The sequence below is a fragment of the Salmonirosea aquatica genome (genome assembly GCF_009296315.1).
In the GTDB taxonomy this organism is placed as follows: domain Bacteria; phylum Bacteroidota; class Bacteroidia; order Cytophagales; family Spirosomataceae; genus Salmonirosea; species Salmonirosea aquatica.
This window is the reverse complement of sequence record NZ_WHLY01000002.1, coordinates 220,913-246,359: the sequence shown is the minus strand read 5'-3', so window position 1 is coordinate 246,359 and position 25,447 is coordinate 220,913. Positions and strand designations below refer to the sequence as shown.

Here is a 25,447-nt window from a genome sequence, read left to right as displayed (position 1 = left end):
TACTTCACAAGCTTGTTAGGCCGTTCCAGCCGGGCGTTTGCTTTCAGGATTCTATGGTTTTCAAAGTTGGGGCATCTTTTCTATAACTCCCGGATAAATGTGATAATGTTATCAAGCGGTAGGTAACACTTACCTAAGGTACCCACCCCGTAATGTACAACCTATCAGCACTACTAGAATCGACTCTACAAAATTTGCGATCGTCAACGAATGCTACTTATAGGGTACTCAGTAGGTTGCGAATAACCCCGGCTACCAGGCAATACTAATTTAAATAATCCATCCGAATGCTATTTATATGAAAAGAGTGGTAGTCAAAACCAGTCGATTAATTGTTCATGGTTTCGATAGCGCACAATATTGTACTATTTAAATGCTTACTACCTGACAAAGCTTTGCCTATGCGCATGGATTTTATCCATGTCGGGAAAATATGAAAGATATTATGTGACTGAATGAAAATTTTCTCGCGATACCATCTAAGACTGGTATTTGTAGGCTAGGAGGGCTTTAAAGCCTATCTTCAAAGAGAATTTAGAGTATGTACAGTAAATGATTGTACGAACATAGGGCTTTTTTTTATAAAAACAATACCTCCGGGGTAAAAAATAATAAACTGATTGGTTACTTTTTAATTAATCCTTAGATCAATGGTACTATTGGAAGGGATGAAAAAAAGTATTCAATTTGTATGACCTTATCTGCTTCGCGATAGCCCATCCAGGTTAGACAGCCGGTGGAGTGAGCGCCAGTAATTGCTGTTCGAAGGTAGTCAGTATCGCCTCTTTTTGCAAATAGCGTTTGGCGTAGGCCAGGGCATTAGCCCGGTAGGGTGCTAAATCGGACGTCAGGGCCCGATTGATTCCCGCCCACAGGGCCTCCGCCGACTCCGGTTCTGCCAGGATGCCCGTCTGATACCTTTCCACCAGCTCGTACAGCGACGTGCCGGGCAGGGCCGTTACGATGGCACAACCGCCCGCCGCCATGATGCCCGTCAATTTACTGGGCATTACCAGATCCGAGGCCGATTTTTTTTGCAGCACCAGGTGTACATCCGCCGATGCCAGCAGGGCCGCTAGTTTTTCGTTGGGCTGTAGGGGAAAGAACCGGACATTGGTCAGCTCAGCCGCCTGCACCTTTGCTTCCAACTTTTCCCGCCCGCCGCCTGCTCCCACCAGCACAAATACCACTTCCGGCCGGGAGTGAAATCGCTCCGCCACCTCCAACAGGATCTCCAGACCCTGCTTCTCTCCCAGATTGCCGGCGTACAAAATGACTCGGTTCGTGGGCTTCAAGCCCAACTCTGGTCGCAAGGAAGCCGACACGGGTAGGGGATAGATGCGTTCCGGATCCACCCAGTTAGGTAACAGCCACACTTCCCCGGGGCAATCCCCTTGGCCAGTAGTCTCCACTGCATCCCTTCGCTAATGGTAGTGACCACCGCACTGCCCTGCAGCAACCCCCGCTCCAGGCCAAACATCAGCCGCAGGAAGCCTGCGTTGCGGATCATCCCCAATTTTTTAGCCGCATCCACCTGTAAATCCTGCACGTGGGTGACGAACGGAACGCCCCGTAGTTTGCCGTACAGCCACGGCAACACCCCCAAATGGAAGGGCGGTGATTACCTCCTCAGAGTGATGGGGGTTCAAAGCATTTTGGAGTAAAGCATTTCATAAAAACCCGAGTCGCTCTTCTCATAGTCGTGCGTCCACCATGTTTTTAGGAAGGGTGGACTTCAAGTCGAAGAGAACGGAGTTGGGAGTGGTAAATTGTTTGAAGTCAAATGACTTAAATTCCTTGTGCGCTACAGCTAGCACGACCGCCTCATACTTACCTCTGATTGGAGCTAACTTGGTTCCATACTCCTCGGCCACCTCCTCCGCCACAGCCCAAGGGTCGTGAACGTCAACCCGCATTCCGAAATCGGTCAACTCGCGCACTACATCCACTACGCGGGTGTTGCGGATGTCGGGACAGTTTTCTTTAAAGGTAATGCCCAAAATCAGCACTCGACTGCCCTCGATTTTATGACCCTTTTTGATCAAAAGCTTCACCAACTTGTTAGCCACAAATACGCCCATATGGTCGTTGACGCGACGGCCCGACAGGATTACCTGTGGGTAGTATCCTAGTGACTCGGCTTTATAGGCCAAGTAATATGGATCAACGCCGATGCAGTGGCCTCCCACCAGTCCGGGCTTGTATGGCAGAAAGTTCCACTTGGTGGCGGCAGCTTCCAATACCTCGATGGTGTCGATATTCATGCGGTCGAAAATCAGGGCAAGTTCGTTCACAAATGAAATGTTGACGTCGCGCTGGGCGTTCTCAATGGCCTTCGACGCCTCGGCTACCCGGATGCTGGGGGCTAGGTGAGTTCCTGCTTTGATTATAGAGCGGTACAGTCTATCCACGAATTCAGCTATTTCGGGTGTACTGCCTGAGGTGACCTTCTTTATTTTGGTTAAAGTATTTACCTTATCGCCTGGATTGATGCGCTCGGGTGAGTAGCCGCAGAAAAAGTCTTTGTTAAAAGTCAGGCCGCTTGTTTTTTCTAAAACCGGAACGCAATCCTCCTCAGTGCAGCCTGGATAAACCGTTGATTCGTAAATAACGACATCGCCCTTTTTTAACGCGGCACCCACCGTGCGGCTGGCAGCCAACAGCGGTGTGAGGTCAGGTTTCTTGTAAACGTCTATGGGTGTAGGGACGGTGACAATAAAAACATTACAATTATTTAAATCATCCGTTTCCCAGCTGAATTGCAGCGTGTCTGCCGCTTTTAACTGGCCGGGTGCAATTTCCTGTGTCCGGTCAAAACTGTTACGAAGTTCTTTGACACGCGCTTCGTTTATGTCGAATCCTAGCACAAAGTATCGGTTACTCAACTCCAGAGCTAACGGAAGACCCACATACCCTAGACCAATCACGGCAATTTTTAGAGGAGAATTTTCAAGCATCTACTTACACATTAATTTGATAGCCGCAAAACTATTGATTTTTAGACAAGAAGTGAACTAACAGCAACAGGTGCGTATTCCCATTTATTGAACGACTGGGTTGGTTCAAATACAGATTCAACTTGAGTTATCATCTGGAAGACAACAATAAAGTTGTTTATAGTTATTTTGTTTTGGCTTAAATATCTCACAGCTAGTCAGTTATCCAGATCACTCGTTATCAAAAAAAATTTGGAATCTAGAAATATTTTAAGAAATTGAGATAATAGACTGAAACCCAATAGCATTGATTATCAACTTTATAAAACTTTAAGCAGCTTCATTATATACGACTATTCTTGTACAACTATTCTCTTATAGTTAAATTATGTTCTTTACTAAGTGACTGCTTTCCCCGCACTAGCAGCTTCAACACCTCCTCGAAACCAGCCAAAACGGACTCCTTATTCAAATGCCGCTCGGCGAAGGCGCGGGCGTTTTGGCGGTAGGGCGTCAGGTCCGTCGTGAGGGCTTCTCCGATGCCCGCGACCAGGGCCTCCACCGACTCTGGCTCAACCAGCAGCCCCAACCGATGCCGCGCTACTACCTCGTAGAGCGAGGTGCCGGGCTGGGCGGTGACCAATGCGCAGCCCCCGGCGGCCAGGATGCCTGTGAGTTTGCTGGGCATGACGAGGTCCGAGGCGGATTGTTTTTGAATGATCAAGTGCACATCCGCCACGGCCAGCAGGGCCGACATTTTTTCGTAGGGCTGCAAAGGAAAGAAACGGACATTGGTCAGTTGAGCTTCCCGCGCCAGGGCTTCCAACCTTTTCCGTTCCCCACCCGTACCTACGATGACGAAGACGATCTCACCCTGAATGGAAAAACTCTCTTCGGCCAGAACTTTTTCCGCAACACGCTGGGTCGCAAACTGTTTGGCTACTTCTATTATGAGTTCCAGTCCTTGCTTCTCACCCAGGTTCCCGGCGTAAAGCAGCACCTGATCCTGGGGTTTTAAACCAAATCCTTCCCGCAGAGATTTCTCTCGGGGCAAAGGATAAATAAGATGAGAGTTGACCCAGTTGAGGAAAAGAATTAGTTTCTCCCTCGGAATGCCCTTGGCGGCGATCCGCCGCCGCATTCCTTCGCTAATGGTAGTGACCGCCGCGCTGCCCTGAAGCAACCCCCGCTCCAGGCCAAACATCAGACGCAGGAAGCCCGCGTTGCGGATCATTCCCAATTTTTTAGCCGCATCTACCTGTAAATCCTGCACGTGGATGACAAACGGAACGCCCCGCAGCTTGCCGTAAAGCCAAGGCAGCACGCCTAGATGAAAGGGCGGCGAAATGCAGACGATGACATCGTATTTTTTTTGAAACAACATTCCCAGCCAAATTGGCAGGCTGCTTGCCAGGAAAGAAAATTCGTGCAGAATTCTTTTAAAAGAGCTGGCCTGCGCCGGGACGTAAAGCGGACAACGATAGACTTTGACGCCCTCCCGCTCCTCCCTGCGCCAGCCCCAGGCACGGTAATTTTTGTGGATACGCCACTGCGGATAGTAGGGCTTAGCGGTAATGACCGATACCTCGTGGCCGCGCCCGGCTAGCCAGGCGCCCATTTGCCCGCTGTACTTGCCTATGCCCGTGAGCTCGGGGGCGTAGTTAATGCCGTAAAGGAGAATTCGCATGCTGGGGTGAGCTTACTAACGTTGATAGTCGCAAAGATAGAAGATTCATGCGGTGTACTGGTACAAAAGCATTTAGGACTTGCAACAGTTTACTGGATATTTTTTTGAGCAGGCATCTGAGAGTTGTAAAAACAGGATTCCTGTTGAGCAGGAGTTCGGTAATTCAAGCTTGAATGTTTCCGCCGGCGATTGTACCGCAGCGGCGGCCGCCATCCCTCAATATACTCGAAGGTGGCCAACCGGGCTGCGGCCCGCGACGGAAAGTCAACATGGTTCACTAATTCACTTTTAAATGTTTTGAATCGGATCGCCGAAGCGTAAGCTCTCAGCTACTGCATTGTCCCAGCAGTTGCCTTTACGGCTCATACTGGTCATGTCTTTGCATTTTAGTCGATACAAAGATGACACTGTTCCCAGCACTTCTTAATTCCCAAACACGTTCTTATATAGTATAAGATTCTTCAATGAATAGAGTAAGGTAGCAGAGAGTTTTCACTAAAAGGTTACTATCTACCCTACTTTTTAATCAGTAAGTAAAGCATCAGTCAAGACTTTAATAATCAATTGATTTACTGCTTTCATTTCTTAACTTTGAGCAATTCTTTAGTCTTTAGTACTATGAAGTACTCATAGATTGCTTGTAAGGTGGCATAAGTCATCCCTGCTCTCCCATCCAAAAATGCGAATCGGCCGAAAACCATATAAAGCCATTTAATTAATGGTCGGAATGGCAACTTATAAAACAATCCTTTTTGATGAAATCGTTTTTCGGAAAAATCCTTACTAAACAAAGCCTTGTGAAGAGAAAATCTTGTTTCCTTTTCCATATCCATTAAACGTATAGCAGCTTCCATGTCAGCATAGCCTAAGTGCCTTTGGATCCAATATCTAAATCCTTTGCTAAAGGGGTAATGATCCAAATATCCTCCCATCCTACCTACAGGTCCGTCTGGAATAGAAACCGGATTGACCAGACGCTCGTAACGCATTTTTTCAGGTTTAAAAAGCCGAAGGTAGTAGGGTGACATTTGAGCATACTTTAACCACCGTCCATTCCAAGCAAAATCCCGGCGCTGAATTTCAAAGGCTACCACATCACTATTCGAAAAATCAAAAGACAAAACAGAATTCTTTAAACCATCAGAAACCCGCTCATCTGCATCAATATAAAGTACCCAAGGATATTTAAAATGAGTATTAGCTAAGCCCCAGTTCTGATGAGATGACCAGTTATCGAATTTCCGCTGCGTAACTATTGCTCCATATTCTTTTCCAATTTTTATGGTGTTGTCGGTACTATATGAATCAAGTAAATGAACGTCATCGCACCATTTTACTGAGTCTAAGCAACCAGGAAGGTCTTGCTCCTCGTTCAAAGTCAATACCAATATTGATATCATTTCTTTTGTGATACTGTAAACATCATCGCCTCATTTAAATTACCTTTCAGATTTTTCAATGAAAGATAAGGGCTAAGTAACTTTCTGATCTTGTAAAACTTATAGTCCCCTTCTGTTTCATTTTTCAAGGCAGACTCTAGATTGTAAGCTTCTTCCGGCGTTTTGTGTATAGAAAATAACTTATACAATGAATTACGAAAACTATGCTCCCAAGGGGTGAAAGAAGCTTTTTTTACAATACTGAATCCCGACTTTTCCAGCGCGTAGCTAAGCGTCTGAGGAGAAAAATGACTAATATGGGTATGCGGTATCCACTTAGGCCAGCCAGCGCCTAGCTCTTTGACAACCTTGCTTTCAAAATTATCAGTAACAATTACTAATTCTCCGCTAGGCTTTAAATACTTCTTTAAATTATCTAAAAATATAATGGGATCTATCGTATGTTCGATGACTTCAAAGGCACAAACTATATCAAATTTCTCAAATCCCAAATCTGATTGTTCCAAGGGAGTTGTTATGATATCCAAAGACAGTGTCTCTTTTGCATATATTGCCTCGTCCAACGAAAACTCCATACCTGTTACATCAAGTCCCTTTTTTTCTTTAAAAAGTAAGAGTAGAAATCCATATCCGGTACCTACGTCCAGAATGCTCATTCCCGCTTTTAAGTCTAAAATTTTGTCCAGTATCTTAAAATTAACAATAGAGTTTACAATTTGTCCCTTCTTCTGCCTATCTCCTCCGAAACTACTTCGGTAGTATTCTTTTAAGCTATCATCTGATAACGTAGCGCCAGAATATATGAAGGAGCAATTTCTACACTTTAAAATTGAAATTTTATCAAAGTTTAAATAGACTTTAAAATCTTTGCTGCCGCAGAGAGGACATTTTTCTCTATCAATTAATTCAAAATTACCTTTCATAGGTGAGTTTGATAATAAATTATTAATAATCTATAAAATATATATTACAACTACCTTAATAAAAAAAAGATAAATCACTGATTTGATACAATTTTTGAATTATTAATTATGTGCTTTTCATCAAACATTGAACATAGGATAACACTCTTAGGAAAGTCATTCAAAAGATATTTCAGTTTATCCTTTGGAGTCACTTCACGAGATTCACCACGAAATGGTGAGAACAGAACATTCGCTCTGTCGCCTCTCTGCCGTACATCAATCTTATAATTACTACTTTTTATTGCTTTGCAGTTGAATTGAAGCACATCAAAACTGTCAACATATTTTTCATGAAGATCCTTTTGGCTATCCAAAAAAGCCAAACCCCATGCCCTTATTTTTCCTTCTTTTTTTAAAATTTCCGCTAACTCAGAGATTTTCTCAAAATCATTCAACTCTGTGATAGGTTCATGAATAAAAAAATAGTCCAGATAGTCTGTTTGTAGCGCGTTTAGGCTTTGCTCTAAGCTCTTTCGCATCTCCCTTATGTTTATACTTACACGGTCGTGAAACATATCAGGCGAGATCGCGTGCGAGGTGACCGCATTTCTATTTTGAACTGATTCGTACTTGGGCTTTTCTGATCGAACGTACCTTATAAGTGGTTTTAGCGGACGAAGTACCTGTGCCTTCCAGTTAGCTCTTATACCAAATTTGCTGGCAATAACAATCTGTGACCTCTTACCTTTTAATAATTTACCTACGAAGCTTTCTGCTTCTCCGTAGCCATAAGACCGTGCCAAGTCAAAATGGTTAATACCGCAATCTAAAGCGCAATCCAATGCGCGACTTGATTGGGCTGCCCCTACTGAACCTAAGATTGATGAACATCCGAAACCCAATACGGAAGAGGAAATGCCCTCGGCCAGTTCAACGTATTTCATTTTTGCTTCACTAAGTGGTCTGCTAAGCGTACGGCATAGGCGCCTAACATAAAAGTTGGATTTGCCTGGCTGGAAGTAGGAAATACAGAACTGCTGCAGACGAAAACATTTTCAGTACCCCAAACCTTCAAGTTTGAATCTACTACGCCTAATTCTGGGCTTTCTCCCATTCTTGTGGTTCCGCACTGATGTATTCCATCCTTCGACATACTCTTAATTGCAGTCTTTAATTCTTGAGAAGGAAAATGGTATTTTAGTTCTCCACAATTGCATTTTCTTAACCATTTATCCAGTGCATCATGTAGTTTAACTACCGAATCTGCATCGGTGTCTGATAAATTGTACTCAATGATGAGCGTTTCGTCATCACCTAATCGCATCTGGTTTTCATACTCGGGAACTTGTTCCGAATGGAAATGTAGGGCGTATTCATTGGTTGGACTAAATAAAAAGACCCCTGGCAGCTTTCTTTTCAGTAAATATCGCTTGTAGAATGTTGTGGCAGGAATAAGAAGTGAATTTGGCAAATCTCTGATAATATTACCAATATGCTGTGGTATTCCAGTCACTTTTCCTTTTGTAATCGTGCGGCTTATGGCTGGTGGAGCAAGCTTCTTACCAAGTATTGGTGAAATTAATGCCAAATACATGAATGACATGGGTCCATTTCTATGAGCTGGGTCATAATATAAAGGATTATCTAGCCAAATAGCAGTATTTAGAAGATTTTTTTCTTGCAAATACTCAGTCGAAAATTGAAAGCGGCGTCTTAAAAAGATTCCTTCCTTATCAACAATAAAACCATAATCTGTTTTAAGAGGATCACCGTAGAACTTAACTGTGGCTATTTTCCCCGACAAATGTCCCTGATAATATTTACCCAAAGCAATGGGCGCATCTTTCAAATTTGCAAATAACTGTTTATTACGCAGTAGTATCCTGGTAGATTCCTGCGCGCCAGCGGCAATCACAAATCTTTTTGCGTGCACAGTTTCCACCTTCTTAGAAATCACATTGCGAATTATTAAGCGATTAACCTTACCCGTCTCGTCTGGAACAGCAAAATCTCTTGCCTCGAATGCTTCTAATACAATTAAATTGGAATATTCTTGAATATCCTTTTTATACCTTTTACCAAACCGGGTGGGCATACTCCATCTTTCAATTTTGGAATCAAGCACTATACCCTCTGAGAATCCTTCGGCAATAGGATGATATTGGTAGTCATCTACGAGATTCAAATTAAAATCAGGATTACCACACTCAAAATAATTGGCGGCACGTGGCAAATATTGTTGCAAATCTTCCAGACTATTCAGATTCCAAGTACATTCTCCTTTCAAAATTGGACGATCCAGAAAATCAATTTCATCATACATTACGCATCGCCCTCCCCAGGTAGCAGAGGTACCCCCCATTCCCTTATTTGTACTTTCCTCAGGAGAGTAGTGATTAGTTGGATTCGTCAGTTGAATCGAATTATCGAGTTCATTGCCCGATTTTTTGCCTGAATTTCCATACTCAACGAGCAAAACTTTATCGTTAGGCGCATTTCTGGAGTATTCAAGGGCGATGATAATTCCGGCTGGTCCGGCTCCAATGATACATAGATTGAACATCTGGTCGAATATCTCAGCAGGTGTCATTTTATCCATTGTAAAGATATTGTGTTCTTTCTCTCCTTTACCGCTACAGCGGGATTTCCTGCATAAACAGTCCAAGATTTCAAATCCTTTGAGGTAACAGATCCAGCACCCAAAACCGAACCTTCGAAACACCGTACGCCAGGGAGTACAATTGCTTTGGCGCATATCCAGACATATGCTTCGATAACAATCCGCTTACTAGTGTAAGTAAAACTAGAACTATTATAATCATGTGTAGCTCCGCATAAGTAAGCGTCCTGTGAAAGTATAGAATGACTCCCTAAAAAAGCACCGCCAGGATTATAGATTTCTACTCCTGGTCCAATTGTTGCCACATCCTCTGTTTCTAAAAGCCAAGGTGCCCAAATTTTACAGCTTGGATAAATAAAATTAGACTTTCCTATTTTTGCTCCGAAGAATCTAAGAACGAAGCTTCGCCAAGTATGTAGGGGTTTAGGTGTCCAACGACAAAAGCATAGCCAAACCAAATTCCAAACTCCCCTTTTCAATTTATTGGAAAACGAAAAGGAAGGCCGTTTCAGGGAGTCTTGACTGTTAGAGGTGTGAGAATTAAACATTTTCATATTATGTTAAGCACGAAGCACGAAAAGCACTTGATTTGTCAGTAATTCTTCTTCTGAATATTGAGGTATCAATCGCTTTCTCAAATCCTCCGTCAGAAATTCTTTACCAAGTGAGTCATATTTTTGCTTCATCTCCAAAATTTCAAAATTTTTTGAAAACAATTTTATATAATCATGCAAGCGAAGTTTATTAAGAAAAGTATTTATTTTGAAGTCTGGATTCAGTAGATGCGACCATGCTTTTTCCTTGGGAAAAGAATCAGAATTTATTTTATGGGGATAACAATCAGGGTCATGGCCCCCGCTAATTCCAGTATAAACGTGAGGGCGGATGAGTAGCAATGCGTCTTTTTGCAACCACCCCTTTAAATTCGATAACACATCCGGGATTGTCTCAACGGGGATATGTTCAAAAACATCTTCACTGAAAGCAAAAGTAAAAGTGTTTGGAGAAAAATGGCTTACCTCGGCGGCGTTTCCAACAACTAGCCTTGACTCATCTAGGACTAAATCCTTACCCAAAACTTTGAACTCAGCTCTCAACCGAGAAATATCCTTCCGATCAAATAAAATACCTCTTACCAAAGATTTTGAGAATCGCTCAAATCCATTCTGGCGTAATACCTCTAAAAGTCTTGCAGGATTTGCTCCGTAAGTTGGGCGATCAATATCTATTCCATGAATGTTAACGCCCATAGAAGCTAATGAAAATAACCGCCAGGGACGAGCACCGTAGCCAATCTCCAGCACAGTATATTCGTTCAGATTATCTTTACCAAATGCCGAGTACTTGGCTAGATAATATTTATATTCATTAATATCATCCCACGGAATTATATAGTCGATATTACCGCCGCGAAGGCGCATTTTTAATAGTTTGAAAGAATAATCTATTTTAAAAAGCAGATTTAAGCCAGATCCCTCAGATGCACTTTTCACTGTTTTATATATTTATTCGTAATACATAAAATGATTTTTTATCACATTTTTAAGCTTTTAAAACTTCCAATAATTTCTTTGCTGATAAACTGATATTGAATTTTTTCTGAAACAATTTTTTTGCACTTTGCTCCATTTCCACCCTCTTATCCTGCGAAAGATTTATCCATTTCAAAATTAGTTGTTTTACCCCATATAATGTGTCTGTATCAATTAGTCCTGATTTCCCATCCTTTATCTCACGCCATATATTGACTCGGTTTGATATCAACGCTGGCTTTCCACAGGCTAAAGCCTCTACGACAGCTATCCCAAAATTTTCCTGATGGCTAGGTAGGACAAAGGCTTCGCAGCCATAGAATGCACCCCACTTTGCATCACCCTTTAGCATTCCCGGAAACAGTATACCATCATCCTTACTAGCTATTTTAATCACTTTTAGCCCGTAGCTACTTTTTTCACCTGGCCCGGCGATTACCAACGCTGGCAGTTTATATCCCTCTTTTTTCAAAGCTAAATAAGCTTGAATCAGCAGATCAACACCCTTTTTCACATCAATCCGGCTTAGGAATAGAAGGTAAGATTTGTTATCTATTCCAGGACAAGCATATTTGAATGCCCTATCCATGTCAGCAATATAGGAAGGCGGCGGCAGGATGCCGTAACCAACGTTCAATTCTTTTTTGGGTTTATAGGGACTGAACGCTTCCCTAGCCAATTTAAGCTCCTCTTCACAGGTGAATAATAATCCATCAGCGTCGTTAACAACATTTGCCTCAAGTAACTTCCAGTATATTTTGTTTCTGACGGCCTTAAACTTCCTACCATGCGCTCGTTGAAACCAAGGGTCGAGCATCCCATGCGGCATTACGTATACTTTAGGGATCGACTTGCTCTCGTGATTTGCCTTGAAGCTTTTTATTATTTTCCACACGGCATAACTTGGATATAGCCATAATCCATGAACTATGACTATGTCAAACCGCGAAAAATTAGTAAGAAGCCAGGGTACCAAGGCTTTATGATACCACCAAGGCCCTACAGCTCTCCCAACGAAATGGATCGGGAATGTATCGGATTCAAGGAAACCTGCATTCGCTTGATCGAGACATACGACCTCGTTCTGAACCCCTAACTTCTCTAATTCAGGGATAGAATTACGGATTCCCTGACAGGGGCCTCCCATAGCTGGATCCATAGTAGGAATTACCCGTAGTATTCTCATCAAGCAATGCAATTTTCTTTTAAATTTCATTCACTGTCAGCCAGCCTTCTAGAATGACCAAAGACCAGACATGCATCCATTTCACCCTCCTATCATGAGTCAGAAACCTTTTCCACAGATCCAGAACAGACGCTTTGTTAAACAGATCTCTATTGGATAAATTCTGAATTTTGCTTTCACAATAATCCTTCAACTCGCCACGCAGCCAGCTATCCCAGGGAAAGGCAAATCCTTTTTTGGGACGATAGACTATTTCATCCGGCAGCAAATCTCCCATGGCTTTAACAAACAAGCTTTTCGGTGTCTTACGCGAGTATTTGTATTTATCGGGAACAGATAAGATGAACTCTACCAAATGATAATCGAAGAAAGGCTCTCTCACTTCCAAGCCCCAGGCCATGCTCATTTGATCAGAATCCTTTAATAATACATCGAGTGTGTAGCCTGTCAATTCAGCGACCGAATACTGGCTATAGGTAGGGTAGTGGCGGATATTAGAACCGTTGAGATCCATCCATTGTGATAAATCTGCTTCTTTATCTACCTCCAGCAATTCCCGAATTTCATCTTCCAGAAAGATACCCCTATTGGTCTCGTAAAAAGCTTTAAGTGCTCCTTGTTTATTATCTTTCCAAGCCTTCACTTTTTTAACAGCGCGGCTTTTAACCCTTTTATTGAGAGCTGAGACGAATGATCGAAAGAAGGGATTGTCGTGCAATGCATTGTATTGTTTTATCTGCTTCCAGCGAGTAAATCCTGGATAACCAACAAATAGCTCATCGCCTCCCAAGCCTGATACAGCTACTTTAATACCTGTAGCAGCCACTAACTTGGATACCATATATGAGTTTATCCCATCAACGGTAGGCGTATCCATAGCGGCTATATACTCGTGCATTGAATCAATTAAGTCAGTTGGACTCAATAGTAGTTCCGTATGTTTAGTACTATATTTATCAGCTATCTTCCTTGCATATACCGACTCGTCAAATTCTTTATTCTCGAATATAATAGAAAAAGTTTCTACCGGACGCTGGCTGAACTTTGACATCAAAGCAACTATAGCAGATGAGTCGATCCCTCCGGATAAGAAGGCACCAACTGGTACATCGGCCACCATCCTACTTTTGATAGCGGCTTCAAAAAGGAGTCTCGTTTTTTTAACTGTCTCCGCCAAACTCAATATAGACGGTTCTGATTTCTTGGCATTATCAATGCGCCAATAGTAGTGCCTGTCAAGCTTTCCTTTCTTTAAAAAAGCATATTCACCAGGCAGAAGCTGAAATATGTTTTCTATAATTGAGTAGGGTGTCTTAACAGCTAACCCCGCCAAATAGCTAACGATGGCATTCGTGCAAACTTTCTTAGAAACCAAGCCAGTCCTAAGAATGCTTCTTACTTCAGAACTGAACACAAACAGATCATCTTGCATATAATAGTATAATGGCTTAACGCCCAGCCTATCCCTGGCAATGAAAAGCTCGGTCTCAATGCTGTCCCAAATTGCAAAGGCAAACATGCCATTGAGATGGGATAAGCAGTCCTTTCCCCATTTGATGAAGGCTGCAAGAATAACTTCTGTGTCAGACTTAGTTTGCCAGGAGTAATTTAGTTGTTCCCTTACTTCCTGATAATTGTATATTTCTCCGTTAAAAATTATGGCATACCGTTTTGTAATGTCAAAAAAAGGCTGATTAGCGCCCGTACTCAAATCAATGATGGACAATCTACGCTGACCAAATGCAACTTTATAATCGATAAAAAAACCCACAGCATCAGGTCCCCTGTGACTAAGACTATCGGTCATTCCTTGAATTAATTCACGGCTAGTTTTTGGATCAAGCCCAACAATCCCGGCAATTCCGCACATGATTTTCTAAAATAACATGGTAACAAATAGTGTAGAAATACTGTGTAACGGGTAATCAAAAGAATAAGAAATTAATTAGACGATACTTCCAACATTATATTCATAAATACGCCTAACACCCTCATGGATTGAATCAAAGGATACCGTGGTACCATTTCTATTCCATCGTGGATGCAGGTCACAATGCAAGCCACTTCTAGTGAAAGCTAAGTTATCAAGTTTGAAAGACTTAATTACAGAGGCTTCAACATTTTCAAGAGAATCTCCCAAAGAAGCCAAATCGGGTTTATTGCTGATCATTTTATAATACCCAAGATCAATTTTTCTTTGAGTACTATATTGGAAAAGATACAGTGTTCTGATCCCTTCAGTATTTGGGTAAGTATCGCAAATCATCCAATCTCTATTAGTCGGGCAAAATGATGGATGCCCATCCTCAGATAGAATACCATCGGCTAAAAGAGAACAGGTTGGGGAATCTTCATCGCTAAAAACTAGCCAATTAAAAAGGGAATTAGAGGAAAGAGTTTTTCTTGGATAGTAATTTGAAATAAGTGATTTCACCATATATTTTATAAAAAATAATAGTTTTGTCGGCATAATTCTATAAAAAATCGAGTTGCGTATAGCCTCAATATTAGTACCAACGCGGCCCCATATGGCAATTTGGTAGTTATTTTTCCAATCAAAATGACTTAAAAATCCGCTAGATAAACATCGGAGGTTACTTCCGTCACATCCAATAGTCATTAGACGAGTAGTTTCGCCACCATCGCTTAGTTTACATCTATGCAAAAAGGCAATTCTATCTTGATTTGGGTTCAAAACTAAATGCGTAATATAGTGATGCTTACCTGCATTCAAATTAGCTTCAAACGAAGCAACGGTATGAATTGAAACAAGTAAATGAGACTCTCCTGTGTAAATATTATGTTTTATAATACCATCAGTTGAGGGAGCATGATGACTAGCCGTAATGTCCCTTAAACCTGTGTAACCATATCCACCAACCCTAAATAATCTAGAATAATTCAGACCAAAAGCCCATCCATCATCAGTTATTACGTGAGCAGGATATTGTAGCAATGACGTTTGTCGTAAAGAATCAGTGTCATAAACCTTAGAAATCCATTTATCTTCAAATTTATCATTAATAATCAAAAAATTTGAATTACCTACCCATTGTTGCCTAGCACCTTGTGGGAAATTATAGGCATAGGTTTCTCCAAGTTTTATAAATTTTCTGTTTTCAATAAAACCAAAATCACAGAAAACATGAGTTTTCGGAGGGGTCGAAATATCTGCTATCCTGAGAGTAGCTAATCGATTGCCATTAGAGTTCCATGGTATGAGGTCGTGAAATCCAAAAAAGAAATTCCCCATTTCGTCAGTTGAGTCTATTTCCATTTCTTAAATATAAACTTTTAAAAATTTCACATTGAAAAAAAGTATTTAAAAAAAATAGATATCAAATTCCATAAAATATTAAATTAAAAAAAATAAATCAATAAATCAATAATTATAACAATCATCGATAATTTATAATGGCAAGAAATTAAATAAAATATCAAATAAAAGTTATAAACACAATCATTAAACATAAAACCTTATTGATAGAAGATAAGGCTTGTGAAATCATAAAATCTAGTTTCAGATTATCAATAGCAAATTTCTTAGCGTTTAAAGATAATCTATCAATTTCACTTTGGGATAAATTTGATACTGTTTCTGTAAAATGCTGAAACTCTGTAAAAATCATGCCGTTAAAATTATGTGTGATGTATCCATACTCCACACCTTGTTTAATTGCATTGGACCTAGAAAAAGTAAATATAGGCTTACCAAATGCAAGCGCTTCAACTACTGACAAACCAAGCCAAGCTGGTTGAAAATATATATCAGCAATTTGAAAAAGATCTTTTTTAGTTTCTAAGTCATAGAGTGATCCAAAATCATAAACATTACTAAATCCCTGAAAGTCAGGTTTTAATTTGCCCTCGCCAATTATAATAAAACCAAATTTCGAACAATCGAGCTCCTTTATAATATTTATCAACAAATCAGTCCGCCTCTCAGTTTCATTAAACCTAGCACAAAAGATTAAAATGCGTTCTTGAATGATATTATATTTTTTTTTTAAAAAAGAAATGTCTTGACATTTCAAATGACAAATTTTAGCTACGTCAGAGATAGTATTATTTAAATAAGTAAATGTAGAAACTGGAATATGATTTTTCCAAATTTCAAGTTCATTTTCAGTATAAAACCAAGCTGAGTCAGAAAGCTGCAACATCCATTTTAGTAAAAAATTTGGCTTGGTTTCTTCTTTAATATACCTTTTAATTGATATTCCCTGCCCCCACAAAATTATTTTCTTCCTATGAAATGGCTTAAAAATTAAAAGTAACCAAGTGGAAATTTGTGAGAAATTTAACATCAGAACAAGAACCTTGATATCAGATTTTAACAATTTTCTGAAATCGTATATTAAAATCGGCCCAAGGCTAACAGATTTAACATGAGTTGAAATTAAATTTCCTTTCTGAAAATTTAATTTTTCAATTCGGTTATTATCAAAAAAAATAAATACCTCGGTGTCAATTTTTTCCTTTATTCCTCTGAAAAAGTCTTCACGATAGTGTGGAATCATTGGATTTAAAATACCTATCATTTAGTTCTTTATTGATAAGTGAATTGATTTGTAGAGAAAGAGATTTTTTGAGGTATGTCATTCTGAGCGTACAGGGACGCCAAGTGGTCGAAGACCTCCGGTGCGGGGGCCTCGACTCCGCTCAGCCTGACATCTTTATTAAATAATTTATCTATCAATAATAAAATAAAATTTGTGTGCAATGAGTCAATTTCATATGTATTTAAAAGTAAAACTGCTTGAGTTATAATTATTTACCGTCAATATTTTTGAAATTATTCATAATATAATAGTACAAATTGACTTATTAAATTAAAATCAGAAGAATAATATACCAATTAACGAATATCAGTATTTTTAACGACCCAAAAATTAAAATCAATAGATCTTCTCTCCCAACTATGCAATGCTGGGTCAATATCCATAGTGTTACATTTATTATCGATTACTTTTTGAAATAACTCAGTCAAGGTCGAAGGATTTTCATTATCAAAATAATTTCCAGACTCACCAAAAATTTGATATGGTTCACCAACTTTACATGTGAGTATTGGTTTCTTAAAAGGTAAATACATATAGATTTTGCTTGGGCACCTTGCAATATCCTGAATCGTATTATTTACAGGTGCAATAAAAGCATCAGCAATATAAAAGTAAGACATCAGTTTATCTTCACTAACATATCCAACGAAAGTAATAACATCACTTAAATTGTATAGATCCACATAATTTTTTGCTTCCTCAATATGCCGCCCACGACCAATCATAATCACCTCAAAGCAAAAGCACTCATTTTTTAACATCTTAGCAGCTTCAAGTATTGTAAAAAGTCCATAGTTGCGTGTCATAGTTCCCATATAAAGAAATATATTTTTCGCAGGACATCTTGTAGGTAAATTATCAAATTGAAAAAATTCATTTCTTAAAATTTCAGCATTATATGCATAAGGGGAATAGTCTAAAGAAATATCGTTATTAATCTTGTAGATCAATTTTTTAAAATAATTATATAAATAATTGCTAGCTGTCACAATCATGTCAGCGTACCAAATAGAAAATACTTCAAAACCGTATGCAATTATTTTTTTTAAATAATCTAATTCTAAAATACCTGATCGTAATTCACTATGTTCAACTATTATTTTAGGCTTAAATCTGAGAAAAATCTTTGGAATTAGATTCCGAATACTAAATGAGCATATATAAATGTAGTCTGGTTGAATTTTTTTTAGAATTTTGGTTTTTTGATATACTTCGCTAAATGCACTTCCAGATTCAAAATAATATAGTTTTATCCAGTCGTTGCATTCAAGTGAAGCTCTTTTTTTATTTTCAGAGCAATTCATTAAGATAATTGAAATATCCCAACCCATTTCATGTAAAGGGTTCGCCATTCCGAATGCCCGCTTCATAGTGGCAATTTTGGATACATCCCCTAATGTCAGAAAAACAATCTTTAATCCCATAATCACTATAACTAAAAATGGCTTTGTTGCATGGCTCCTGAAAGGCTGATTTTACCTTGCTCTACCTTGGAAAAATACCTATTTAGAGCCTCGTAGGTCCATAATTTGGTAGAATTAGTTACTTAATGAATAATTTTTTAGGGCCAATCGAAGCTATTTTCGGATTACCTAGAGCCATGCAACAAAGCCACTAAAAACAATAAAGAAATAATTAATAATAAGATATGCTCTCTTCAATTTTTATTACAAATACATTTATTAAATACCAAATTTACATATAGACAAATAGAAAATTAGTTTGCAATTTACAGCCTCAAAGAAATTGTTAATTCTAAGGAATATATAGAAAAATATCTTATCTTAGAAGGGCTAAACCATTTGGACGAATCCAATTAGATTAATCGCTACGCCTAAAAGTAAAACGTTTGGAGAATTAAGGTTACTGTTGAACAGTATTTAAATGAATGAAGAGGTAGGCACTTTTTCAAAATTTTCATGTTTCCTAAAAAGTACAAGCACAAAAGCAAGAGTTATCGGTATCGATTCTCTTATATGTGGAAGCGGAGAAAAAAGAAAAGTCCAAAAATTACTCGCCATGTAATAAATGACTATTAAATAGTAAGGGCTATTTGCAAAAGATTTAAACCTCAAAAGTAGAAACGCTCTCTTATAAAATAGAAACATAATAATCACTATGCTAATGAATCCAAAAAATCCAGCAGTAACCCAAGCTCCTAAAATTACTGAATGACTTGGAATAAATAGCCTTCCATTTTCTCTATCAAACCTTTCCGCAAATTTCTCATCCTCCTGTTGAAGTTTGTAATTTAATAAGGTATATTTTCCTCCTGGATCAGGAGCCCAAGACCCATGACCAAAAACAGGCTTATCCATAATAGCCAATACAGCAATGTAGGCTCCGGAACGTCCAACCAATAATAGATTAAATGGATTATAGGGATTTTCAAGTAGTGCCAACTGTATGCGAGAGTGCTTTCCTCCAATATTGCCTGTTAGGACTTCTGATACATAAATACTATAAAATACTTGAAATAAAATTGCTCCAATTAATAATTTAGGAAAAACTTTTGTCATACTCAAAGTGAGAAAAAAATTCCTAGAATATACAGAGATAGCTAAGAGCATAAAAATAATTCCATTAGATCTAAAATCAAATAGTAAACAAAATATACTGTATCCTATTAAAATTAAAAATTGATAAAGTTTATTTGAGCCAATCTTATGCAGATAATATACAATTAGAAGAAGTGAAGCGTTTAGTATAGGTGCTAACCTGAATTTTAAAAAACCCATATCCTCCACTTCTGTTGTGTGAGTTTCGATACCAAAAAAAGAGTAGCTAACAATGAGGCCAATCAAAAAATAAATAATATTTTCGGATCTTTTCAAGATAATACTCATCAAAAAACTAGTAACTATAATTGCCACAACAATATTAGCAAGTCCTCTTGCAGAATCGAAAAGAGTAGAGTGATTGACAAGATCACTAAGAATTTGAGAAATCAAAAACAAAATATATGCATAATTGACAATCTTTAAATCGGGTACTCCATGGTTAAGCTTTTTCCATTTCCCAATTGACAACAAATTTAAAGATGCGAAAATTTCATTTGAACCAATCTGTCCGATAAAACTTACTTTTATACTGGTTATTGCAGCATAAAAGAAAGAGGAAAATTTCGAAATTGATCGTAATGTTTTCCTATTCATCATTTAGAAGATCGTAGTACACCGATTTCATATTTTTTGCATAAATTTCCCATGTATGATTCAATTTTATCGTTTTAGCAGCTTGTGATCCTATTCTTTGTCGTAAATCTGGATTATTAGATAGTTCCAAAATTGCGGATATTAAAGCTTCTATACTATCATCATCGATCAACCAACCGTCTACTTTGTGTATGATAGGAACTCCGCTCTGTCTTGTTGTGATAACTGGAAGGCCTACAGACATAGCCTCTTTAACTGATTGTGCACAACCCTCAGTGTAAGTAGGGAATATATATATGTCACTAGCTAGCAATATAGATTTCATTTTATCTTGAGATAAATGACCATGAAAAACAATATTTGGGGAAACTTGCATCCAACGTGGTATCGAAATCTCACCAGTTACGCTACCCACTATATCAAAAGTAAAATCTATATTACGATTTTTTAACTCTGTCAAAGCGGCAATAATCAGGCCAGCGCCTTTACGTAAACCAAATGCACCAGTAAAAATAAGTCTGATTTGTGAAGTTGAATAATATATTTGCTTTTGTATATTGAATTCGGAATTTACTCCCCAATAAACTACTTTAATTTTATGTTCGGGATACCCTTCTTTGATAAAAGACCATTTTACGTAATCAGAATTTACAACCAGCATATCTGCAAAATCGCAGCTTCTTAAAACCATTTTCCAGAAGGTGTCCTTAGGATGTAAACTGATGTATTTGTTAAAATTAGCACCTGTCTTATTTATTGATTTCTCAATCTGATTACTTAGCTCATTTGGGTGGGCAATACTATAATCCACAATAACTTTCATATTTTTGTTTTTAGCATAAGCAAAAACACCTCCGGCACCTGCCCCACCCCTAACATGAAATATGTCGGCATTTTTAATGTATTTTTTTGATTGTAGACCAAAGGCCGTCCAGCCAATCAAAGCACTTTTATTGCGAGAAATTAATTTAAACTTTGATAATAGAAAGAGAAATTGAATGAAAAATTCAGCTATACCGCAGCTTTTTAACTCCGATCTTTCTAATTCAGCAGGGTTCCTTTTTTTTAATGCATGCGCTAGATTATTTTTTCGTCCAACCCAACCACCCATCCAGTCTACAAATGAATCTGAAAACATCTTTCCAGGTATCCATCCCGTAATTACTTTAACATCCACATCCACTTTTTTTAATTCAACCGCTGATTGTATCAAATGAAGCCTTCCTGGTCCAGCCGAAATTATTACTTTAATCGGCAATTTGTCTTTCATTACTATATTTTTAAAAATTAATATTAGAAGTATTGAAGCAGCAAATGTAACTAAACCTTCGAAATTGAAAACTTTTTAAATAATTTTCTCTAATAATTTAAAATTTTTCTATATTTTAATATTTTAGCCGGAACTCCACCTACAATTGCCATTTCTGGAACATCTTTCGTAACAATAGCACCACAAGCAATAACAGCCCCTTTTCCAACTGTAATACCTGGCAAAATGACCGCATGAGTACCTATCCAAACGTCATCCTGAATACGAATTTCCTTACTTATAATTGGAGCAAACTTTATCGTCTTATAGGTATAATCGTGTGTTAAACTTGTGATTGTTACATGTGAAGCAATAAGGACTCTATTGCCAATTATTACACCACCACCTCCATAAATATGTACATAAGCACCAATATCGGTATCATCTCCGATCGAAACACTATTTTTACCATCTATTCTAACTCCAACTGCAAAGGCACTTCTACTTCCAAAATGCTTAAATTGATGCTTAGTGAGCAATAAAGAGATCTTCTCCTTGGATAGAGGATAATATTGTTTTAGGAAAATTGAAAATTTTGCCCCCAATATTTTTTTCAGTCGGCTTTTAAACATATTAATTAAAAACTTAAGTGATTTTTAACTTAAATTTTATTACTTAATTTTCAACTTCAAGGGTAAGATTATTTTGATGATAAATATAGTTTATTTAATAAGTTATATAGGTATGTCTTCATGTCCCTTATAATATCTATTGGTAATGTATAGATAGACTGGTATATATATCTACAGCAAACGGGTATAACATACACTGCTAAAATTACATCAAAAGAAAATGCGCCTATGGCTGCACCTAGTATGCCAAACCTAACGCTCAAAAGATAAGCAAATAAAACTGAAAAAATAGAGCTAGTTACACATATAATTGCGAAATTAACAGTTTTATTAAGTGCAAAGAAAACAACCCCTGCTGTATACCATAAAGCATTAAATCCAATTCCCATTATAAAAATAATCCAAAGAGTTTTTGGTGGGTTAAAAAGGTTCTGGGTCCATAAATTATACAGCTGTGGGCCGAAAATTGCTAGAATAATCATACCTATGATAGAAATAAATACTGTTAGTCCCAGACAAATACGGAAAAGTTTTCTTGCTTTATCCAATCTACCTGCTCCAATTTCAAATTGTAACTCTGAAAATACTGTATCATGAATCAGTCCGAATAGCTGATTGGCTGATCTAGTCATTGCCCTTAAAGTATTATATAATGCGACTGTAGTTGGGCCTAGAACGACCCTAACTACAAGCGTACTCCCTTGAAAATAAATCGTTTGCCATAATGGAGAACCTAAATATCCCAAGCCGTTTGTAATTATTGTCTTTATATCCGATTTATAAGTTTCAACTAAACTTCCTCTCTCGAATAAACCCTGGATCATATTTTCAGCAATTATTGAATAGGATATAAGAAATATGCTAGTAATACATAGATTTGTTATTGAGAGTGCAACAACACCCCCATGGTTATATAATACGATAAATGAAGTCAGTAGATTCGACAACGAATAAACTGACAGTAAATTTATACTCATTGAGGCTTTTCTCGAACAACGAAAATAAGCATCATATATAGGCTGATAAAAAAAAATATAACGGCTTGACATCAGAATTGCTAGTGTAAGAATTGAGTCCTCTCTAGGTATCAAGGATTTTTCAAAAAGGTGCATTTTATCCAGAATAAAGATACAGACGACTGATAAAATTAATGCTATAAAAATTGTGTATGTAATCATTTTTATACCACATATTGCTGCACTACGTGCACCATTGACATTTTCATTTGCAAACCTAAGCACCATTAAGTTTGCAGCAGACGACCCAATACCAACATTGGTAAATGAAAGTACACTTGGTAAAATAGTTAATGTTATCCATTCCCCATAAAATGGAGCACCCCACGATGAAATTAGAAATGGAACTAGGGCTAGTTGCTCGCCAATATTTACAAATTTCTTCAGACTATTTGCAATACCATTTTTAATTAAATTTCTCCTAATTGAGGATGACATAAATTAGTTAGTAGTATTTTGCTAAGAATTCGATTCAAAATAATTTTTGATTTACTGATCCTAGACAAATTAAAAAATACTTTCAAGCAAATATACATTTGAGAATGCAAGGAATCCTTAATATTGTAGGTTATTTCAGAATCTGAACCACCAAAACCTAACTTTCGTTTTCCAAATGATTTTCTAGAAACATGAATATAAAACTAATGTAGTAGCTAAATCCTTAGCACAAAATTGTTCTTAATCTTTATACCAAATGTCTGATAAAGTAAGAGTTGGATTACCTCTATTGTCAGAATCTAGTTGATTTGGAGTAGTCACGTTTCCCAATATTTTTACTCTGTCTTTCCTTATAAATGTGAATTCACATACACGAGGTATTTCTATTCCTTTTATATTCAATGCACCACAACAATTATTAGGATGCAAATGGACACATACATGATTTTCAAGTAATTTTTCGAATGTACTTTTAGCTGTTGAATAAAAGTCTTTTCCCCAGATGTTCTGTAAATCATGAAATTCAATTGAAATTATTCTAAATCTATTCAAAAGTTTTTGGGGCATAGATAGTATAGAAAGGTATTCATTGCCTTCAATATCCATTTGAAGTAAGAGATCGGAATTATCTTCTTCCATATTTTCTATCCATCTTTCCATTGTAATCATATGTTCACTATTTGCAATTCCGATATGCTTTTTAATAAAATTGAAATTTTTATTATTTATGCTAGGGGCATTAACTGAATTATCAGCAAGATATATTTTCATCCCATATTTTTCTACACATTCTTCTTCAAAATAGCTTAGAGTTCCAACCCCAGGTGAAAAGCATACATTCACACCAATCAAGTCATTCGGGATTAAATATCCTCCATCCCCATGAGGTCCTATTCTAATTAAATCAATGTTTGTTATTTTTGGCCTAATAGTTCTTATGAACTCTACTATATCTTCCCTGCTTGTCAAAAAATCAACATACAGATTTGTAAAAGAAAAAAACTTTTTTATTTTATCCTTGACAGTTCTATTCATTGCAATTCTCTAGATAATAAAATTTAACGATTTAGCCTATTTAACTTTACAATTTCTTGCAATGATAACCATTTGTGCACCAGTGAGGTCAAGTTTTACCTGACTTTTTTTGTCCCATTTTTCTACGAGCTGAGGAAGGTCATTAAATGGAGAAGATGTTATGAGGTATGGATAATCATTGAACGCATGAGAGTAAAATTCTGAGGTTAAAAAATTTGGATGCACTTCTCCCCATAGCTTGTTATAGTCCTTAGGGTCTCTCTCCCTAAACTCAATACTACCGTTTGGTGACTCGGCAATAAAATATCCTCCCATGTTCAACAATTGCATTCCTAGCGTGATCATTTTCTTAGGTGAGGGAACATGCTCAATGACATGGGACGAAAAGAATATGTGGTTCGATTTGGGAAGTTCAGCCTCATTTATTTTAATGTTCAACCCAAGCTTTTCATTTCCATATCTGGCTCTTGGTTCTGAAATTTCGAAGCTGGAACAATCAAATCCCTCCTTGAGAAACTGAAAAGATTGATACCCCCAACTTGATCCATAGTCAATCAATGAAATCTCATTGGTGCTTAGGTGATTATATAAATTTTTAAAAATTTTACTATATCTACTTACGTCTTTATTAGCAAAATTCTGTTTTTTCATAACAATCAATTCTTCATCTGATGGAAGTTTTGTTGTTATGTTATCATTTTGTTCATATTCCCTTTGATAAAAATTGAATTGAAAAGACTCGTTATCTTTCGGATGGCGAAATTGTAAAAAACAATTCTCACATTTAAATAATCTGGTCACAAAAAATTTTCTAGCCATCATTTTAACATCTTGGCTACCACATGCTGGACAAGATTTGCTTCCGAAGTAATTGAAAATACTTCGCGCCAAATATTTATATTTCATTAATTTTAGCTGTTTTGGTTTAAAATATAATTTGTTCTTTACACATCTTTTGTTCAGCAAATTGCATAATGCTCCAAATTATTTTACTCTTCTGATATCATCACTAGTTATACTAATCCGTATACATTATTTTCATCTTTAAGATAGTAGTTTTGACTTTATAAGTGTGCTTGCTATGCAACAAATTA

Annotated in this window: 19 protein-coding genes and 2 pseudogenes; all 21 read right to left on the bottom strand. The window is 37.7% G+C overall.

The features are described 5' to 3' along the window. Positions 1 to 725: 725 nt before the first annotated feature. On the bottom strand, positions 726 to 1,355 hold the full coding sequence (locus tag GBK04_RS01950) for a glycosyltransferase (RefSeq protein WP_373330640.1): 630 nt from the start codon (positions 1,353 to 1,355) through the stop codon (positions 726 to 728). 339 nt (positions 1,356 to 1,694) lie between these two features. Continuing rightward, entirely contained in the window at positions 1,695 to 2,957 is a 1,263-nt protein-coding gene (locus tag GBK04_RS01945; protein ID WP_152756381.1) for a nucleotide sugar dehydrogenase, read from the bottom strand. Between the two features lie 346 nt (positions 2,958 to 3,303). Continuing rightward, positions 3,304 to 4,623: a WcaI family glycosyltransferase gene (locus tag GBK04_RS01940; RefSeq protein ID WP_152756379.1), complete on the bottom strand. Its 1,320-nt coding sequence runs from the start codon at positions 4,621 to 4,623 to the stop codon at positions 3,304 to 3,306. Positions 4,624 to 4,712: 89 nt separating this feature from the next. After that, a pseudogene (locus GBK04_RS01935) lies at positions 4,713 to 4,992 on the bottom strand (integrase core domain-containing protein); the annotation flags it as partial. Between the two features lie 209 nt (positions 4,993 to 5,201). Further along, positions 5,202 to 6,023 carry a glycosyltransferase family 2 protein gene (locus GBK04_RS01930; RefSeq protein ID WP_152756376.1) on the bottom strand — a complete coding sequence of 274 codons (822 nt, stop codon included), beginning with the start codon at positions 6,021 to 6,023 and terminating at the stop codon, positions 5,202 to 5,204. Continuing rightward, entirely contained in the window at positions 6,020 to 6,946 is a 927-nt protein-coding gene (locus GBK04_RS01925) for a methyltransferase domain-containing protein (protein WP_152756374.1), read from the bottom strand. Before GBK04_RS01925 ends, GBK04_RS01930 begins: the two co-directional genes overlap by 4 nt. Positions 6,947 to 7,020: 74 nt before the next feature. Beyond that, a complete protein-coding gene (locus GBK04_RS01920) occupies positions 7,021 to 7,872 on the bottom strand; it encodes an aldo/keto reductase (RefSeq protein WP_152756372.1) in 852 nt (283 codons plus the stop codon). Continuing rightward, on the bottom strand, positions 7,869 to 9,527 hold the full coding sequence (locus tag GBK04_RS01915) for a GMC oxidoreductase (RefSeq protein WP_373330639.1): 1,659 nt from the start codon (positions 9,525 to 9,527) through the stop codon (positions 7,869 to 7,871). Before GBK04_RS01915 ends, GBK04_RS01920 begins: the two co-directional genes overlap by 4 nt. Continuing rightward, on the bottom strand, positions 9,515 to 10,096 hold the full coding sequence (locus GBK04_RS01910) for an LbetaH domain-containing protein (RefSeq protein ID WP_152756371.1): 582 nt from the start codon (positions 10,094 to 10,096) through the stop codon (positions 9,515 to 9,517). Before GBK04_RS01910 ends, GBK04_RS01915 begins: the two co-directional genes overlap by 13 nt. A gap of 12 nt (positions 10,097 to 10,108) precedes the next feature. Further along, complete coding sequence (locus tag GBK04_RS01905; RefSeq protein ID WP_152756369.1) at positions 10,109 to 11,041, bottom strand: class I SAM-dependent methyltransferase; 933 nt, start codon at positions 11,039 to 11,041, stop codon at positions 10,109 to 10,111. A gap of 49 nt (positions 11,042 to 11,090) precedes the next feature. Then, entirely contained in the window at positions 11,091 to 12,239 is a 1,149-nt protein-coding gene (locus tag GBK04_RS01900; RefSeq protein WP_373330638.1) for a glycosyltransferase, read from the bottom strand. Between the two features lie 46 nt (positions 12,240 to 12,285). Then, entirely contained in the window at positions 12,286 to 14,136 is a 1,851-nt protein-coding gene (gene asnB, locus GBK04_RS01895) for an asparagine synthase (glutamine-hydrolyzing) (RefSeq protein WP_152756365.1), read from the bottom strand. Between the two features lie 75 nt (positions 14,137 to 14,211). Beyond that, on the bottom strand, positions 14,212 to 15,543 hold the full coding sequence (locus tag GBK04_RS01890) for a hypothetical protein (protein WP_152756363.1): 1,332 nt from the start codon (positions 15,541 to 15,543) through the stop codon (positions 14,212 to 14,214). A 160-nt stretch (positions 15,544 to 15,703) separates the two neighbouring features. Beyond that, positions 15,704 to 16,807, bottom strand: coding sequence for a glycosyltransferase (locus GBK04_RS01885; RefSeq protein WP_152756362.1), 1,104 nt, complete (start codon positions 16,805 to 16,807; stop codon positions 15,704 to 15,706). Between the two features lie 317 nt (positions 16,808 to 17,124). Further along, positions 17,125 to 18,252, bottom strand: a complete 1,128-nt coding sequence (locus GBK04_RS01880; RefSeq protein ID WP_152756360.1) for a glycosyltransferase — start codon at positions 18,250 to 18,252, stop codon at positions 17,125 to 17,127. Positions 18,253 to 18,708: 456 nt separating this feature from the next. Continuing rightward, complete coding sequence (locus GBK04_RS01875) at positions 18,709 to 19,986, bottom strand: O-antigen ligase family protein (RefSeq protein ID WP_152756358.1); 1,278 nt, start codon at positions 19,984 to 19,986, stop codon at positions 18,709 to 18,711. Continuing rightward, entirely contained in the window at positions 19,976 to 21,253 is a 1,278-nt protein-coding gene (locus GBK04_RS01870) for a glycosyltransferase family 4 protein (protein WP_152756356.1), read from the bottom strand. The genes GBK04_RS01875 and GBK04_RS01870 overlap by 11 nt, the downstream gene beginning before the upstream one ends. 107 nt (positions 21,254 to 21,360) lie before the next feature. After that, positions 21,361 to 21,516, bottom strand: a pseudogene (locus tag GBK04_RS30250) (LbetaH domain-containing protein); the annotation flags it as partial. 416 nt (positions 21,517 to 21,932) lie between these two features. After that, positions 21,933 to 23,318, bottom strand: coding sequence for a lipopolysaccharide biosynthesis protein (locus tag GBK04_RS01860; protein ID WP_152756352.1), 1,386 nt, complete (start codon positions 23,316 to 23,318; stop codon positions 21,933 to 21,935). Positions 23,319 to 23,558: 240 nt separating this feature from the next. Further along, on the bottom strand, positions 23,559 to 24,353 hold the full coding sequence (locus GBK04_RS01855) for a class I SAM-dependent methyltransferase (RefSeq protein WP_373330637.1): 795 nt from the start codon (positions 24,351 to 24,353) through the stop codon (positions 23,559 to 23,561). Between the two features lie 36 nt (positions 24,354 to 24,389). Beyond that, positions 24,390 to 25,259, bottom strand: coding sequence for a hypothetical protein (locus tag GBK04_RS01850; RefSeq protein ID WP_152756350.1), 870 nt, complete (start codon positions 25,257 to 25,259; stop codon positions 24,390 to 24,392). Between the last annotated feature and the right edge of the window lie 188 nt (positions 25,260 to 25,447).